The following is a 17,121-nucleotide window of genomic DNA, read 5'->3' as shown; positions in this document are numbered from 1 at the left end:
CACTTCCTACAGGCTTTGTTCTGTTTTTGGCTCACAACCTGTACGTATCCGACACCCTCCCTTCGCTGAAATCCCCTGCCCTGCGTTAATCGCCCCAAAGCCCAGTGCAAGAAAGTATCGATCAGAGTGCGACGGATGATTTGTCAGTCCGTCGATTGAAGGCTGTAATCAGCGCACATTCTTCCTGCACAGGAAGACACAAAAACAATAACTGTCCTTCTGCCTCCCTCCGGACGCAGAAAAGGAGTGCACGATGCAACCCACTGCAAAAGCTCTGCTTGCCCTCACCTGCATGACCCTCAGCAGCGTCAGCCTTGGCGCCCAGACCCTGACCATCGCCACCGTGAACAACAGCGACATGATTCGCATGCAAAAGCTCTCGAAAACCTTCGAGACCGAGCATCCGGACATCAAGCTCAATTGGGTGGTACTGGAAGAAAACGTCCTGCGCCAACGCCTGACCACCGACATCGCCACCCAGGGTGGCCAGTTCGACGTGTTGACCATCGGCATGTACGAAGCGGCACTGTGGGGCGCCAAGGGCTGGCTGGAACCGATGAAGGATCTGCCGGCCAGTTACGCCCTCGACGACGTGTTCCCGTCGGTGCGCGAAGGCCTGTCGGTCAAGGGTTCGCTGTACGCCTTGCCGTTCTATGCCGAAAGCTCGATCACCTATTACCGCACCGATCTGTTCAAGGAAGCCGGCCTGACCATGCCCGAGCGTCCGACCTGGGAGCAGATTGCAGGCTTCGCCGAAAAACTCACCCACAAAGACAAAGAGCAGTACGGCATCTGCCTGCGTGGCAAAGCCGGTTGGGGCGAGAACATGGCGCTGGTCACCACCATCGCCAACGCTTATGGCGCACGCTGGTTCGATGAAAAATGGCAGCCGCAATTCAACGGCCCTGAGTGGAAAAACGCGCTGAACTTCTACGTCAACACCATGAAGAAATCCGGCCCGCCGGGTGCGTCCAGCAACGGTTTCAACGAAAACCTCGCCTTGTTCAACAGCGGCAAATGCGCAATCTGGGTCGATGCCAGCGTCGCCGGCTCGTTTGTGACCGACAAGACTCAGAGCAAGGTCGCTGATCACGTCGGCTTCACCTTTGCGCCCCATCAGGTCACCGACAAAGGTTCGGCATGGCTGTATTCGTGGGCGCTGGCGATTCCGACCAGCTCCAAAGCCAAAGACGCCGCGAAAGAATTCAGTGCTTGGGCGACCTCCAAAGAGTACGGCGAACTGGTAGCCAAAACCGACGGTATCGCCAACGTACCGCCAGGCACGCGTGCCTCGACCTACAGCGATGCCTACATGAGCGCCGCGCCGTTCGCCAAAGTGACGCTGGAATCGCTCAAGGCGGCGGACCCGAGCAAACCGACGCTAAAGCCGGTGCCTTACATCGGTATTCAATTGGTGACCATTCCTGAGTTCCAGGCCGTCGGTACCCAGGTCGGCAAGCTGTTCTCGGCGGCATTGATCGGCCAGACCACGGTGGATCAAGCCTTGGAAGCCGCCCAGCAAACCACCGAACGCGCGATGAAGCGCGCCGGTTATCCCAAGTAATCCGTAAGGCTCGCTCCTGCCTCCTGTGGCAGCGAGCCTGCTCGCGAAGGCGTCGTACCAGCCAATACACATGGCACTGATCCACCGCTTTCGCGAGCAGGCTCGCTTCCACATGGGATCTCCATAGGTCTGTATGACTCGGTTGTGATCACCATGAATACTTCAACTGCCAAAGCCCACATCGACCTCGCCCAGCCACAGCGCAAAAGCCGTTTGGCCAATCCCGGCTGGTTTCTGGTCAGCCCTTCAGTGGCCCTGTTGCTGCTCTGGATGATTGTGCCGCTGGGCATGACCGTCTACTTCTCGTTGATCCGCTACAACCTGCTTTACCCCGGTGAAAACCAGTTCGTCGGGCTTGAGAACTTCACTTACTTCCTGACCGACTCCGGCTTCCTGCCCGGCGCCACCAATACGTTGTTGCTGGTCGGCAGTGTGTTGCTGATCAGCGTGGTGTTCGGTGTATTGATCAGCGCTCTGCTTGAAGCCAGCGAGTTCCTCGGTCGCGGAATCGTGCGGGTGATGCTGATTTCGCCGTTCTTCATCATGCCCACGGTCGGCGCTCTGATCTGGAAGAACCTGATCTTTCATCCGGTCTCCGGAATCCTCGCCTACGTCTGGAAGCTGTTCGGCGCGCAGCCGGTGGACTGGCTGGCGCACTACCCGCTGCTGTCGATCATCATCATTGTCTCGTGGCAATGGCTGCCCTTCGCCATCCTGATTCTGATGACCGCCATGCAGTCCCTCGACCAGGAACAAAAAGAAGCGGCGCGCCTGGACGGCGCTGGCCCCGTCGCGATCTTCTGGCACCTGACCCTGCCGCACCTCGCCCGGCCGATTGCCGTGGTGGTGATGATCGAAACGATCTTTCTGCTGTCGGTATTCGCCGAAATTTTCACCACCACCAACGGTGGCCCTGGCTACGCCTCGACCAACCTGGCCTACCTGATCTACAACCAGGCACTGGTGCAGTTCGACGTTGGCATGGCCTCGGCGGGCGGTTTGATTGCCGTGGTCATCGCCAACATCGCCGCGATCATTCTGGTGCGGATGATCGGCAAAAACCTGACTGACAAAGCCTGAGGCCTGCCATGACTCTTCAACAATCCCGCCGGCTGCAAAGCCTGCTGCTCGGCACCCTGGCCTGGGCCATCGCGATCGTGATTTTCTTCCCGATCTTCTGGATGGTGCTGACCAGTTTCAAGAGCGAAATCGACGCGTTTGCCACGCCGCCACAGTTCATCTTCACGCCGACGCTGGAGAACTACCTGCACATCAACGAGCGCAGCGACTACTTCAGTTTCGCCTGGAACTCGGTGGTGATTTCCTTCAGCGCCACCGCCCTGTCCCTGCTGATCGCGGTGCCGGCGGCGTACTCGATGGCGTTCTACGAAACCCAGCGCACCAAAGGCACGCTGCTGTGGATGCTCTCCACCAAAATGCTGCCGCCGGTGGGCGTGCTGATGCCGATCTACCTGCTGGCCAAGAGTTTCGGCCTGCTCGACACGCGCACGGCCCTGATCGTCATCTACACGCTGATCAACCTGCCCATCGTGGTCTGGATGATTTACACCTACTTCAAGGACATTCCCAAAGACATCCTCGAAGCCGCCCGGCTCGACGGCGCCACGCTGTGGCAGGAAATGGTTCGCGTACTGCTGCCGATCGCCAAGGGCGGCCTGGCCTCGACGGTGCTGCTGTCGCTGATCCTGTGCTGGAACGAGGCTTTCTGGTCGCTGAACCTGACCTCGTCAAAAGCCGCACCACTGACCGCGCTGATCGCCTCGTATTCGAGTCCCGAAGGGTTGTTCTGGGCCAAGTTGTCGGCAGTCTCGACCCTGGCGTGTGCGCCGATCCTGATCTTCGGCTGGATCAGCCAAAAACAACTGGTGCGCGGTTTGTCGTTCGGCGCCGTGAAATGAATCTATCCAACCCAACGCAATGTCCCGTGGGAGCGGGCTTGCTCGCGAAAGCGCAGTGTCATCCACCCTTGATACCGACTGACACGACCGCTTCGCGAACAAGCCCGCTCCCACCAAAAGCTTGCCCGGTGCAATTGAAATAACTCAAGCGGAGGCCCCCATGGCCAACCTGAAAATCAAGAATCTGCAAAAAGGCTTCGAAGGTTTTTCCATCATCAAGGGCATCGACCTGGAAGTGAACGACAAAGAGTTCGTGGTCTTCGTCGGCCCGTCCGGTTGCGGCAAATCCACGCTGCTGCGTCTGATCGCCGGCCTTGAAGAAGTCAGTGGCGGCACCATCGAACTGGATGGCCGCGACATCACCGAAGTCAGCCCGGCCAAACGCGATCTGGCGATGGTGTTCCAGACCTACGCGCTGTATCCGCACATGACGGTGAAAAAGAACATGTCGTTCGCCCTCGATCTGGCCGGCGTGCCCAAAGCCGAAGTTGAGAAAAAAGTCGGCGAAGCGGCGCGCATCCTTGAGCTGGGGCCGTTGCTGGAGCGCAAGCCGAAACAACTCTCCGGTGGTCAGCGTCAGCGCGTAGCGATTGGCCGCGCCATCGTGCGCAACCCGAAAATTTTCCTCTTCGATGAACCACTGTCCAACCTCGACGCGGCCCTGCGGGTGCAGATGCGCCTGGAACTGCTGCGCCTGCACAAAGACTTGCAAGCGACCATGATCTACGTCACCCACGATCAGGTTGAAGCCATGACCATGGCTGACAAAGTCGTGGTACTGAATGGTGGCAAGATCGAGCAAGTGGGCTCTCCGCTGGACCTGTATCACAACCCCGCCAACCTGTTCGTCGCCGGTTTCCTCGGCACGCCGAAGATGGGTTTCCTCAAGGGCAAGATCGCCCGGGTCGATGGACAACACTGCGAAGTGGCGCTGGACGCGGGGACGCGTATCACGCTGCCCTTCAACGCCGCCCATCTGAGCGTTGGCAGCGACGTGACCCTCGGCATCCGCCCCGAACACCTGGAACTGGCGCAACCGGGCGACTGCACCCTGCACGTCACCGCTGACGTCAGCGAGCGCTTGGGCAGCGACACGTTCTGCCACGTCAAAACCAATGCCGGCGAAGCCCTGACCATGCGTGTACGCGCAGACCTGGCCAGCCGTTATGGCGAGCAGCTGAACTTGTGTCTGGACGCCGCCCACTGCCACTTATTCGATGCCGAAGGTCTGGCGTTGACCCGTCCGCTACGCGCTGCGGCCTGATTGTCGAGACTATCCGATGAAACTGAACGAACAGAACCTCAACCGCCTCGCTCCTGAGGTGAAACTGCCCGCCTACAACCTCAGCGACACCCGTCAGGGCATTGCTCACATTGGCGTCGGTGGATTTCATCGCGCGCATCAGGCGTATTACACCGACGCGCTGATGAACACCGGCGAAGCGCTGGACTGGGCGATTTGCGGCGTTGGCCTGCGCGACGAAGACCGCCGCGCCCGCGATGATCTCAAGGAGCAGGATTACCTGTTCACGCTGTTCGAACTCGGCGATAGCGACGACACCGAAGTCCGTGTGATCGGTGCGATCAGCGACATGCTGTTGGCCGAGGACGGTGCTCAGGCCCTCATCGAAAAACTCGCCGATCCGCAGATCCGCATCGTCTCGCTGACCATCACCGAAGGTGGCTATTGCATCGACGACAGCAACGGTGAGTTCATGGCGCACTTGCCGCAGATTCAATACGATCTGGCACACCCTCAAGCCCCGAAAACCGTCTTCGGTTTCCTTTGCGCAGCGCTGGAGAAACGCCGTGGCGCCGGCACGGCGGCGTTCACGATCATGTCCTGCGATAACCTGCCCCACAACGGCGCCGTCACCCGCAAAGCGTTGCTCACGTTCGCCATGTTGCGCGACCCCATGCTGCGCGACTGGATCGAGCAGAACGTCAGTTTCCCCAACGCCATGGTTGACCGCATCACGCCGATGACCAGCACCGCGCATCGCCTGCAACTGGCGGACAAGCACGGCGTGGACGATGCCTGGCCGGTGGTTTGCGAGCCGTTTGTGCAGTGGGTGCTGGAAGACAGGTTCGTCAACGGCCGTCCGGCCTGGGAAAAGGTCGGTGTGCAGTTCACCGACGACGTTTCGCCGTACGAAGAAATGAAGATCAAACTGCTCAATGGCAGCCATCTGGCGCTGACTTATCTGGGCTTTTTGAAGGGTTATCGCTTTGTCCACGAGACCATGAATGACCCGCTGTTCGTGCGGTACATGCGCGCTTACATGGATCAGGATGTCACGCCGCAACTGGCGCCAGTGCCCGGCATTGATCTGAGCGAATACAAGGACACACTGGTAGCGCGGTTCTCCAATCAGGCGATTGCCGATCAGCTTGAACGGGTGTGTTCGGACGGGTCGTCGAAGTTTCCCAAGTTCACGATTCCGACGATCAATCGGTTGATTGCTGATGGCCAGGACACCAAACGCGCAGCCTTGGTCGTTGCTGCGTGGGCCCTGTATTTGAAGGGCATGGATGAGAACGGCGACACCTATTCGATTCCAGATCCGCGCGCGGCGTTTTGTCAGGGGCTGGTGGCGGACGATGCGTTGATCTCTCAGCGATTATTGGCGGTCGAGGAGATTTTTGGCACGGCGATCCCGCGTTCGGCGGCGTTTGTCGCGGCGTTCGAGTGGTGCTGCGAGAGTTTGCGCGAAGTGGGTGTTTCGCGAACATTGGAACGGGTGCTGGCCTGAATCGAGCGGTGAGACGACTGACGCCCTCGCGAGCAAGCCCGCTCCCACATTTTGAACTGCGCGCCCTTGTGGGGGCGAGCCTGCTGGCAGACCTGAGACCCTGAGGACATTCCTGTGACAACCCGACAACGCTTCCTGGGCATCGACTGCGGCACCCAAGGCACCAAAGCAATCATCCTGGATGCCACCAGCGGCCAAGTCCTCGGCCAGGGCGCCGCCGCACACACGATGATCAGCGGCGCCAACGGTCGCCGCGAGCAAGACACGCAGCAATGGCTGCAAGCCTTCGCCCTCGCCACCCGCCGCGCACTCTTGGCGGCGAATATCGACGGTCAGTCGATTCTCGGCATTGGCGTGTCAGGCCAGCAACACGGTTTGGTATTGCTCGACGATCAAGGCGAAGTGTTGCGCCCGGCCAAACTCTGGTGCGACACCGAAAGCAGCGCCGAAAATGATCGACTGCTCACCCATCTGGGCGGCGAGAAAGGCTCGCTGGAACGCCTCGGCGTGGTCATCGCGCCGGGCTACACCGTGTCGAAACTGCTTTGGACCAAAGAACAGCATCCGGCGGTATTTGCGCGCATATCGCGAATTCTGCTGCCCCACGACTACCTCAATTACTGGCTTACCGGCCGCGCGTGCAGCGAATACGGCGACGCCTCGGGCACCGGTTATTTCAACGTACGCACCCGCCAGTGGGACTTGCAACTGCTGCGCGACATCGACGCCAGCGGACGCCTGCAAGCAGCGCTGCCGGAGTTGATCGACGCACACGAAGCGGTGGGGACCCTCCTCCCAGCCATCGCCGAACAACTGGGCCTGAACCCCAACGCACTGATCTCCAGCGGCGGCGGTGACAACATGATGGGCGCCATCGGCACCGCCAACATTCAGCCCGGCGCCATCACCATGAGCCTGGGTTCCTCCGGTACGGTGTATGCCTATGCCGACGTGCCGAAAGTCAGTCCGGATGCCTCGGTCGCTACCTTCTGTTCCTCCAGCGGTGGCTGGTTGCCGCTGATCTGCACCATGAACCTGACCAACGCCACCGGCGCCATCCGCGAGTTGTTCGACCTCGATCTCGATCAGTTCAACGAGCTCGTCGCGCAAGCGCCCATCGGCGCCGAGGGCGTGAGCATGCTGCCGTTCCTCAACGGCGAACGCGTCCCCGCCCTGCCCCATGCCACCGGCAGCCTGCACGGCTTGACGCTGGATAACCTCACCCAAGCCAATCTGTGCCGCGCTGCCGTCGAAGGCACCACGTTCGGCCTGCGCTATGGACTGGATTTGCTCCGGCACAATGGTTTACAAAGCCGCAGCATTTGCCTGATCGGCGGTGGCTCGAAAAGCGCCGTGTGGCGGCAGATCGTCGCCGACATCATGGACACCCCGGTGATCTGCACCGAACAAAGCGAAGCCGCTGCCCTTGGCGCGGCGATTCAAGCGGCATGGTGCAAATCATGGTCGAACGGCCACGAAGACACACTTGCCGACCTGTGCGAGCGCTGCGTGAAGCTTGACCTGAGCAGTGAAACCCTGCCGATTGCCACCAACGTCACAGCGTTCCAGCAGGCCTATGAACGCTATCAACAACATGTCGCAATCCTATAAAGAGCTAACAATTATGTATTTGGTGTGTGGCGAAGCCCTGTTTGATTTCTTCAGCGAAAACGATGCCAGCGGTCTGGCCTCGAAAGTGAATTTCAAGGCGATTGCCGGCGGCTCGCCGTTCAACGTCGCCGTCGGCTTGCGCCGCTTGGGCGTGGATTCGGCCTTGTTTGGCGGACTGTCCACCGACTACCTCGGCCGCCGCTTGCAGCAAGTGTTGCAGGAGGAAGGTGTGCGACCGGACTATCTGGTGGACTTCGCCGCGCCGACCACCCTGGCGATGGTCGCCGTCGGAGCCAATGGCTCGCCGCATTACAGCTTTCGCGGTGAAGGCTGCGCGGATCGGCAACTGAGCCTGACGCACCTGCCGACGTTGGGCCCCGAGGTGCGCGGCCTGCATGTCGGTTCGTTCTCACTGGTGGTGCAGCCGATTGCCGACACCCTGCTCGCCCTGGTCCAGCGCGAAAGCGGCAAACGCCTGATCACGCTCGACCCCAACGTGCGCCTCAATCCCGAGCCGAATATCGATCTGTGGCGCGCACGCATCGCCACACTGGTGCAACTGGCGGATCTGATCAAAGTCAGCGATGAAGACTTGAGCCTGCTGTACCCCGGGCAGGACCCGCAGCGCGTCATCGAAGGCTGGCTGGAGCATCGCTGCCAAGTGGTATTCCTGACCCGGGGCGGTGACGGCGCGACGGCCTTCAGCCGCGTCCATGGTGCATGGTCGGTGCCGGCCAGTTCGGTAAAGATCGCCGATACCGTTGGCGCCGGCGATACCTTCCAGGCCGCGCTGATTACTTGGTTGACCGAACAAGGCCTGGATTCGGTGGACGGCGTGCAACAGCTTGCGCGCGAGCAGATTGACGCGATGCTCAAGTTTGCCGTGCAAGCGGCGGCGCTGACGTGCAGCAAGACCGGTCCGGATTTGCCCTATCGTCACCAATTGAGCTGAGCGCGTAGACTGTCGCCCTTTTTACGCGCAAGACGGGATAACGGCTTTTGAATTCAGGGCAGACGATTGGACTACTGATACTCGCGGCGTTATTGACGGGTTGCGGCACCTCGCCGCCCCGTTCGCCAGAAAACATCTGCGAGATCTTCCGCGAGAAAAGTGATTGGTACGACGCAGCGCAAGTCACGCAAAAACGCTGGGGCGTGCCGATCCAGGTGCCCTTCGCCATCATGTATCAGGAATCCGGCTACCGCTACGACGCCAAGACCCCGCGCAAATACCTGCTCTGGGTAATCCCGTGGGGCCGGGTGTCGACCGCCTCGGGCTACGCCCAGGCCAAGGATGAAGTCTGGTCCGACTACCAGAAAAGCACCGGCCGCAACTGGGCCGACCGTGAGGACTTTGATGACGCTATCGATTTTGTTGGCTGGTACATGGACAAGACCACGTCGATCAACGGCGTATACAAATACGACGCTTACGGCCAGTACCTCAACTACCACGAAGGCTGGGGTGGCTATCGGCAGAAAACCTATGCCAGCAAGGCGTGGTTGATGGCCACGGCGGGCAAGGTGCAAAGTCGTTCGAATGTGTATGCCCAGCAATATGCCGGCTGCAAGGAGGACTTGAATCGCGGGTTCTGGAGCCGATTCTGGCATTGGCTGTAACAACGCCTTCGCGAGCAAGCCCGCTCCCACAAGGATCTCTGTTTATGAACACCCGAGAAACCTGTGGGTGGGGGCTTGCTCACAAAAACGCCGGATCAAACACTACAAATCTGAGGTTCACAACACCCAAAAGTTGTAACTCACCATCAACCGGGTCTCATCCACATCCCAGGCAAACTTCTCGTATCGGGTGCGGTAAGTCGTTGACCTGCACACAGTTGACCAGATACGGGTTGCTGCCATCGAAGTAAGGCATCGAGTTGTCGTCGTTCATGCGCGGCCAACCGCCACTGAGCGTGTGGCCGTCGATGGAACCGACTCTTTCGGCGCCGCTGTCGGCACTTTTGATCAGACGTACATCGGCCTTTAACACGCGCGGTGTACTTGTCCCGTCGCGACACCACGAGGGTCAGATCTTTCACGTCGTTGGACGTCAGCATTGCACCGTTGAACATGGTTGATGGCCGATGGCTTTGACGTGCTACAGGCAACTCTAGTCTGAAACTGACTGGTAATTCTCATGCGCCCGGTCAGTTGAATACGCGTAACCGTCGCGGGCATATCGGCTAAAACGCCCGATTTCATTAGGCCAAATGGCCCAGCTAAGGGTTTCCCCCATACGCTGCCACGCCCCTCACTACGGCATTTGCGCCTTGAACGAGTCAGCCTAATCCGACATCATCCGTCACCTGCTTATTCAACGGACGGAACTCTAGGCATGCTGGACGCCAACGCAACCCACATCACCCTCACGCTTGAAGGCGCCAACGCCGACCTGCAAGTCCTCAGCTTCACCGGTCGCGAAGCCCTCAACGAACCGTTCCGTTTTGACCTCGAACTGGTCAGCGCCCGCCCCGATCTGAAGCTCGAAGAGCTGCTGCACAAGCCCGGTGTGCTGACCTTTGGCGCCACCGGCGAAGGCAAGATCCACGGCCTGGTGTACCGCATCGAGCAAGGCGATTCCGGCAAAACCCTGACCCGATACAGCATCAGTCTGGTGCCGCAACTGGCCTACCTGCGCCACAACCACGACCAGCAGATCTTTCAGCAACTCACAGTGCCGAAGATCATCGCTCAGGTGCTGGAAGATCGCGGCATCCTCGCCAACGCCTACAGCTTCCAGCTCGGCGCCGAGTACCCCGAGCGTGACTACTGCGTGCAGTACGACGAATCAGACCTGCACTTCATCCAGCGCCTGTGCGAAGAGGAAGGCATTCACTTCCACTTCCAGCACAGCAGTAGCGGCCACAAACTGGTGTTCGGCGACGACCAGACCGTGTTTCGCAAACTTAAAGCCGTGAGCTACCAGCAAGACTCCGGCATGAGCGCTGACAAACCGGTGATCAAGCGCTTCAACCTGCGCCTGGAAACCCGCACCACTCGCGTCAGCCGCCGCGACTACGACTTCGAAAAGCCGCAGATCCTCCCCGAAGGCACGGCAACCAGCCCCTTCGCCCCGGACCTCGAAGACTACGATTACCCCGGCCGCTTCACTACCCGCGAGCGCGGCAAGCACCTCTCGACCCGCGCACTGGAACGCCATCGCAGCGACTACAAACTCGCCGAAGGCAAAGGTGACGAACCGACCCTCACCAGCGGCCACTTCCTCACCCTCGCCGAACACCCGCGCGCCGAGTGGAACGATATGTGGTTGCTGCTCGAAGTCTTCCACGAAGGCAAACAACCGCAAGTGCTCGGCGAAAACGTCACCAGCGACGTCACCGACAACAAAAGCGATTTCCACCAGGGCTACCGCAACAGCTTCCTCGCCACCCCGTGGGACGCGCACTACCGCCCTGCCCTCGAACACCCGAAACCCAAAGTCCTCGGCAGCCAGACCGCCATCGTCACCGGCCCGGCCGGCGAAGAAATCCACTGCGACCAGTACGGCCGCATCAAAGTCCAGTTCCACTGGGACCGCGACGGCCAGGCCGATGACAAAACCACCTGCTGGATGCGCGTCGCCAGCGGCTGGGCCGGCGCCGCGTACGGCGGCATCGCCATCCCGCGCATCGGCATGGAAGTCCTCGTCACCTTCCTCGAAGGCGATCCCGACCAGCCACTCGTCACCGGTTGCCTGTACCACAAGGAAAACGTCGTCCCCTACGACCTGCCGGCGAACAAGACCCGCAGCACCTTCAAGACCCTGAGTTCACCGGGCGGCAAGGGCTACAACGAATTCCGCATCGAAGACAAAAAAGGCGTCGAGCAAATCTACATCCACGCCCAGCGCGACTGGGATGAAAACATCGAGCACGACCAGAAGATCCGCGTCGGCAATGAACGGCATGACACCGTTGAAGCCAATACGCTGAGCGAATTCAAGGTTGAAGAACACCGCATCACCCATCTGGACCGCATCAGCGAAATGCGCGCCGACGAGCACCTGACCGTCGGCGTGACCCAGCACGTAAAAATCGGCACCGCTCAATTCGTCGAAGCCGGCAGCGAAATCCACTACCACGCCGGCGACAAGGTCGTGGTAGACGCCGGCATGGAACTCACCGCCAAGGCTGGCGGCAGTTTCGTCAAGGTCGACGCCGGCGGCGTGACCATCAGCGGCGCTGAAGTGAAGGTCAATACCGGCGGCGCGCCTGGCGTGGGCACCGGGATCGGGATTTTGGTGCCGTTGATTCCGGGGTTGGCAGCGGCAGACATCGCCGGAAGGCTGATGGAAAAAGCCAAGGCCAACCCGACGTGGCTTGAGTTGAATTTGCACTACGACAATCTGGAACCGGTGCCGGGCGCGTCTTATCGCGTTGATTTCGCCGATGGCTCGACCCGCGAAGGCGTGCTGGACGATGACGGCTTCGCCCGGTTGGAAGACGTGCCGAAAGGACCGGCCAAAGTCTATTACGGCGAAGATCCGCGGCCTTTTGATCGCGAACCAGTGAAAATCGTCCAAAGTAGCGATGCAAAGGTCAATGAGGACATCCGAAAACTTGGACTCGATCCAGACAACGTTGATTTACAAGCACTAGTGGAGAAAGCCGCAGGGAGGCTGACATGAGTGAAGAAGCGCAAACTGAAGACCGTACAGCAGCTTATAAAGAGGCAGCAGTCGAACTTGCGAAGGGTATTGCCTTAGGAGCCGTACCCTTTCTAGGTCAAGCGATCGACGCGTACGACACAGTAGAGTCCTCTATCGTCCTCTACAATGCGGAAACTGCAGACGGTAAAGATGAAGCAAAATTTGATTTGCTCCTTGCAGTTATCGGCTGGATTCCTGGACCAGGTGATGGTCTGAAAAAAAGCATGCGCATAGTCAATAAAGATCCTCAGCGTTATGCCCCGGTTCTATTTGATTTGTTGCGTTTTGTATTGCAAGAGTGTGGTATCAAAACAAGTCCGGAGGAGTTGCTAAAAGAAGTATTCAACGCGTCGAAGCTCCGAGGTGAGCTTGACGACATCATTAGCGCAGTAAAAGGTTCTTCAGCTTTCCAAAGCCTGCCCAACTGGACTCAATCCGCAGTTGTCACCGTACTCGCGACCGCTCGCGACAACATGCCAGAAATGATCGGCATTGTGGAAAGGCGCTTAACAAAATGGAAAGGGATGCAACGCAATAGTTCCGCATTATCTTCAGGATCTACCCACCCCAAGAGGGTAGAAAAACCTGCTGGCAAGGACGCGACCGTAGCAAAAAATGGCAAAGACGGTCCAAGTTCCGCTCACTCTAACCAGCCTGCTAACACGAAGCTAGCCGTTGCCACCGCAGACATCCTCAACGAGGGCTTAGGTGTGTGCGGAGAGCACATCGCAGACTATATATGCGCAGAGAAATTTGGCTGGGGAAAAAAGTGGGACGGTCATGATAAAGGTTCAGAAGGCAAATGGCTGGACGGGAAACCGAACGGCGATACGCTTGGAAAGTTGTCAAAAGGTGGCAACCCCAAAGCTAGACATGTTCTATACAAACTTACAGATGGGGCAAATGGAACCGGAATCGACTCCATCTGGCGAGCGAATCCAAGTACAAACAATAATAAAAAATTCGCTATAGTTGAAGCGAAAGCTAGCAAGCGGGAAGACGCGCCTAAGTTTCTTCAAAAAATTGAGGGTTCAAAACCAAAAATTGCTTCCAAGCTAGGACTTTCCGGGGTTCTGGATCCTTCTGAACTTCTCGAACCGATTACGGATGACGCAGATCAGAATAAACCCGCTAAACAAAAGGCAGGTGGAAAAGCTGGCGGAAAAGCCGGAGGTAAATCAGGCGGAAAAACCTCAAGTGACAATGCGAAAGCTACTAACGACAAGAACACTCCGAGTGGCAAAAAAAATAAAAAAACAGATGAAAAGTCAAAGAAGCACATAGTTCAGATGAGTCGCGCATGGATAACATCAAAGCTACCATTGGCGATAAAAAATATTGAACTACGAGAAAGCATCATGAAGTCCTATAGTCGCCACTTATTTTTTACTCCTCTTTATCATAAGAGCCTCAGCCCCAAAGCGCATGCCGACGCTCAGCTGGCAAATTCACATGAAGAAACTCACCGCGATCACGACGGGTTTCATTATGGCGAGGAAGAAGTAAGAGAGGCCGTTAATAAACGATTAGCCTCATTACGAAAAAAATATGGGAATTTGGACGTATTAAAAGAAGAGGCTAGAATACCAGCATGAACAGACGCCAAAAATTCATTTTCGACTCTTACTATCAAAAATCCATAAAACTTTATGACGAAACAGAATCCCGCTGGAAAAATGAAACCATGCAGGCAGATAACCCTGCGCAGGAAAAGGCTCTTCGCACAGGCTACTTTAAAGAATCTGCATTCAATGCACTACTGATAAGCTATACCGCAGGGGAACCAATAGAAACACTACTCCCAAGGCTAGAAAAGCTTATAACTTGCTATGAAATCTATCAGAATGCTTTAGCTTTGGAAGACGGCGAACCTGACATTTCACCATTAGCAATAGATGATTGGCCTGAGCAATACGAAGAGTGCGTCCAAGTTATCAGCCTGTGTATATTGCTGCATCAAACAGATTTGCTTATCCGCTTTGTTAACTTAATTGATCGCGCAGGATATGCACACGAAGATACTTTATACGAAGATCTTCTGCGCAAAATTCTTCCTGGCCGGTCAGATCTTGATGAATGGTATCACGAACTTTATTCGCCGCTAGTGAAAGCAATTTACGCTGATGACGAAAACGAAGCGAGCGACCTGCTACTTGAATACTGTAAAGAATGGTACCCCGCTTTCGGAAAACTACAAACCAACTGGCATGATAGCCACTTAGACATAGAAGATGATGATGGAAACTATGTTGGGTATTGGGCTTTCGAAGCCGCTGCTGTCGCATTTCTTTACGGAATAGATGATCGCAAGATCAGTCATATGGTCTACCCTAAAGATCTAGTCGAATACGCTAGAAACTATCAATCATCAAGCTCCTCACAAACATCTCGAGTGGATGCGGGAAAACCGTGCATAAAGTCAGGCTTTTGGTTCACTCCCGCTCAAAAGGATTCTCGCCGTTACTTCAACCAAGGAGAAATCATGCCAAAGTTTGATAATTCTGCTTGGGGCGACACGATCTGGTATTGGTCTGGCGAAGAATAAGCTGCTCTACCGTTCGCTCGGCGCTAATTTTCCGGCGCTGAGCGAAGAATGCAAAAGAGCAAAAACACACTTGGACATAGTCTCAGAACCATCTTGCACACGACATCTACACCCCCCTCGTCCTAGCCATCTACGAAGAAGATAAAGACGAAGCCTCAAATCTATTAAAAAGATACTGCGAAAGTTGGTATCCGGCATTCAAGCAAGCTCCATGGCATGATTCGCACAAACAAGGTGACGAAGGGAGTTACTGTGGTTATTGGGCTCTGGAAGCTGGGGCTGTAGCGTTTCTGTATGGCATTGACGACAGCAAAATTGATCACATGGTCTACCCCAAGGATCTCGTCGAGTACGCGAGATCGCAAGCCAAAAAGCCTTAAATCTAAACTACGATATTCGTCACGGACATGACACTTGAAAATACGGCAGAAATATCTTACTGAATTACATTACGAAAACTTCCTGACAAACTACGAAGAAGAATTCGAATTCTGGAAGGACAAACTATTCACAGCAGACTCTCCTGAACAAGAGAAGTCTCTACGAGCCAGGAATTTTAAAAACCTCCACTTGGAGCACGTCTTTATGCTCTACACCGCTGGAGAGGACATACAAAGTCTGGTTCAGCCTCTGAAATTGCTGATTGCCAGTTATGAAGAACTCCAAAAATATCAGGCCACTTATGAACAGATACCTAACATCACTCCTCTGATTATTGATGACTGGCCAGATGAATATGAAGAATGCCTGCAAGTCATAAGTTTGTGCATCTTGTTGCACCGCACTGATTTGCTAAAACGTTTTGTCTTTTTAATCGACAGTGCAGGATATGCCGGCACGGACACTCTTTACGAAGACTTGCTGATCAAGGTTTTACCTGAGCGGGCGGATATCGATCAGTGGTATCACGATGTTTCCACGCCGCTGATACAGGCCATTTACGCTGAAGATAGGAATGAGGCTTCCAGTTTTCTAAGCAATTACTGCGAGAACTGGTATTCCGCCTTTGAGCAGGCGCCATGGCATGACACGCACCACGACGGCGAGGAAGGCAGTTACGTCGGATATTGGGCTTTCGAAGCGGGTGCCATTGCTTACTTATACGGCATCGATGACAGCAAAATAGACCACATGATCTACCCTAAGGATTTGGTCGAATATGCCAGAAACCATCAACTTTCTAATAATCCAAGGGCGCCCGTTTAGATGCTGGCCTACCCTGTAGTCATGACAGGAAATTGGTTTACGCCGGCGCAAACCGACTAAAGCAAGTGGAGGTGTAGAGGCATGAAAAATAGACAAAAATTCTTCAGCGAGACTCATTACAAGAACTTTCTGAGAGAGCACGACGAAGTTATAGATTTCTTGGGAACAAACACCTTTGAGTCAGACTCCCCTGAGGAAGAGGCAGCACTTCGCTCTCGGCATTTGCAAAAGTTCGCGCTTGACCGGCTTTTGGCGGCTTATACTGCGGGCGAAGAGATCACTTCATTACCTCCCCTCCTAAGTGACTTGATTGACAAGTACGAGACCAGACAAGCAAAACTTGCGATATTCGAAAACACTCCTGAAATATCACCACTCGCAATTGATGACTGGCTCTACCTATATGAAGAGTGCGTACAAGTTATAGGCTTCTGTGTGTTACTGCATCGTACCGACCTTCTTAAGCGCTTTGTAAAACTAATGGACGATGCGAGCTATGTCGGCAGTGATACTTTATTTGAAGACCTGCTAATTAAATTATTACCCGACAGAAAAGATGTGGACCAATGGTTTCACGATATCTATACCCCTTTAGTTCAGGCCATCTACGCAGAAAGCAAAGAGGAAGCATCCTCGCGCCTAGAGCAATACTGCTGCAAATGGTATTCAGCATTTGAACAAGCCCCATGGTACGACTTACATCTGCAGGGAGAAAATGGAAACTACGTCGGTTACTGGGCTATAGAGGCTGGAGCTATTGCATTTCTATACGGGATAGACGACAGCAAAATCGACCACATGATCTACCCCAAAGATCTGGTCGAATACGCTCGCAGCCAGCAACCACAATGAGCTTTTCGAATGCCGCAGCC

13 protein-coding genes and 2 pseudogenes are annotated in these 17,121 nt (G+C 56.0%); 14 read left to right on the top strand and 1 reads right to left on the bottom strand.

Annotation, left to right across the window (positions count from 1 at the left end):
• Positions 1–253 precede the first annotated feature (253 nt).
• The 8 genes from AACY50_RS09705 (at position 254) to AACY50_RS09670 (ending at position 9,467) form a co-directional block, all read left to right on the top strand.
• On the top strand, positions 254–1,564 hold the full coding sequence (locus AACY50_RS09705; protein WP_339464297.1) for an ABC transporter substrate-binding protein: 1,311 nt from the start codon (positions 254–256) through the stop codon (positions 1,562–1,564).
• Between the two features lie 153 nt (positions 1,565–1,717).
• Positions 1,718–2,644: a carbohydrate ABC transporter permease gene (locus AACY50_RS09700; protein ID WP_339464298.1), complete on the top strand. Its 927-nt coding sequence runs from the start codon at positions 1,718–1,720 to the stop codon at positions 2,642–2,644.
• Between the two features lie 8 nt (positions 2,645–2,652).
• The gene (locus AACY50_RS09695) at positions 2,653–3,483 is read left to right on the top strand and encodes a carbohydrate ABC transporter permease (protein WP_339464299.1); all 831 of its coding nucleotides are present in this window, start codon (positions 2,653–2,655) and stop codon (positions 3,481–3,483) included.
• A 160-nt stretch (positions 3,484–3,643) separates the two neighbouring features.
• Entirely contained in the window at positions 3,644–4,747 is a 1,104-nt protein-coding gene (locus AACY50_RS09690) for an ABC transporter ATP-binding protein (RefSeq protein WP_339507761.1), read from the top strand.
• Positions 4,748–4,763: 16 nt separating this feature from the next.
• Positions 4,764–6,236, top strand: coding sequence for a mannitol dehydrogenase family protein (locus tag AACY50_RS09685; protein ID WP_339464301.1), 1,473 nt, complete (start codon positions 4,764–4,766; stop codon positions 6,234–6,236).
• Positions 6,237–6,350: 114 nt separating this feature from the next.
• Entirely contained in the window at positions 6,351–7,847 is a 1,497-nt protein-coding gene (gene xylB, locus AACY50_RS09680) for a xylulokinase (protein ID WP_339507762.1), read from the top strand.
• 13 nt (positions 7,848–7,860) lie between these two features.
• On the top strand, positions 7,861–8,799 hold the full coding sequence (locus AACY50_RS09675; RefSeq protein ID WP_339494535.1) for a carbohydrate kinase family protein: 939 nt from the start codon (positions 7,861–7,863) through the stop codon (positions 8,797–8,799).
• A 47-nt stretch (positions 8,800–8,846) separates the two neighbouring features.
• Entirely contained in the window at positions 8,847–9,467 is a 621-nt protein-coding gene (locus AACY50_RS09670; protein ID WP_221729789.1) for a transglycosylase SLT domain-containing protein, read from the top strand.
• 117 nt (positions 9,468–9,584) lie between these two features.
• On the opposite strand, the pseudogene AACY50_RS09665 reads toward AACY50_RS09670, so the two are convergent.
• Positions 9,585–9,925: pseudogene (locus AACY50_RS09665) on the bottom strand (hypothetical protein); the annotation flags it as partial.
• Positions 9,926–10,185: 260 nt separating this feature from the next.
• Between AACY50_RS09665 and tssI the strand changes: the two are divergent.
• The 6 genes and pseudogenes from tssI to AACY50_RS09635 all read left to right on the top strand — a co-directional run bounded on the left by tssI (position 10,186) and on the right by AACY50_RS09635 (position 17,101).
• Positions 10,186–12,477 carry a type VI secretion system Vgr family protein gene (gene tssI, locus AACY50_RS09660; protein WP_339538496.1) on the top strand — a complete coding sequence of 764 codons (2,292 nt, stop codon included), beginning with the start codon at positions 10,186–10,188 and terminating at the stop codon, positions 12,475–12,477.
• The gene (locus AACY50_RS09655) at positions 12,474–14,093 is read left to right on the top strand and encodes a hypothetical protein (RefSeq protein WP_339464305.1); all 1,620 of its coding nucleotides are present in this window, start codon (positions 12,474–12,476) and stop codon (positions 14,091–14,093) included. The genes tssI and AACY50_RS09655 overlap by 4 nt, the downstream gene beginning before the upstream one ends.
• Positions 14,090–15,043, top strand: coding sequence for a PoNe immunity protein domain-containing protein (locus AACY50_RS09650; protein ID WP_339538495.1), 954 nt, complete (start codon positions 14,090–14,092; stop codon positions 15,041–15,043). Before AACY50_RS09655 ends, AACY50_RS09650 begins: the two co-directional genes overlap by 4 nt.
• 98 nt (positions 15,044–15,141) lie before the next feature.
• A pseudogene (locus tag AACY50_RS09645) lies at positions 15,142–15,423 on the top strand (PoNe immunity protein domain-containing protein); the annotation flags it as partial.
• A 34-nt stretch (positions 15,424–15,457) separates the two neighbouring features.
• Positions 15,458–16,249 carry a PoNe immunity protein domain-containing protein gene (locus AACY50_RS09640; protein WP_339494538.1) on the top strand — a complete coding sequence of 264 codons (792 nt, stop codon included), beginning with the start codon at positions 15,458–15,460 and terminating at the stop codon, positions 16,247–16,249.
• Between the two features lie 81 nt (positions 16,250–16,330).
• Complete coding sequence (locus tag AACY50_RS09635) at positions 16,331–17,101, top strand: PoNe immunity protein domain-containing protein (RefSeq protein WP_339538494.1); 771 nt, start codon at positions 16,331–16,333, stop codon at positions 17,099–17,101.
• Positions 17,102–17,121: the final 20 nt, after the last annotated feature.

This window comes from Pseudomonas sp. RA_15y_Pfl2_54, assembly GCF_963971015.1.
Taxonomy (GTDB): Bacteria; Pseudomonadota; Gammaproteobacteria; order Pseudomonadales; family Pseudomonadaceae; genus Aquipseudomonas; species Aquipseudomonas baetica_A.
This window is presented reverse-complemented; position numbering and strand designations above follow the sequence as displayed.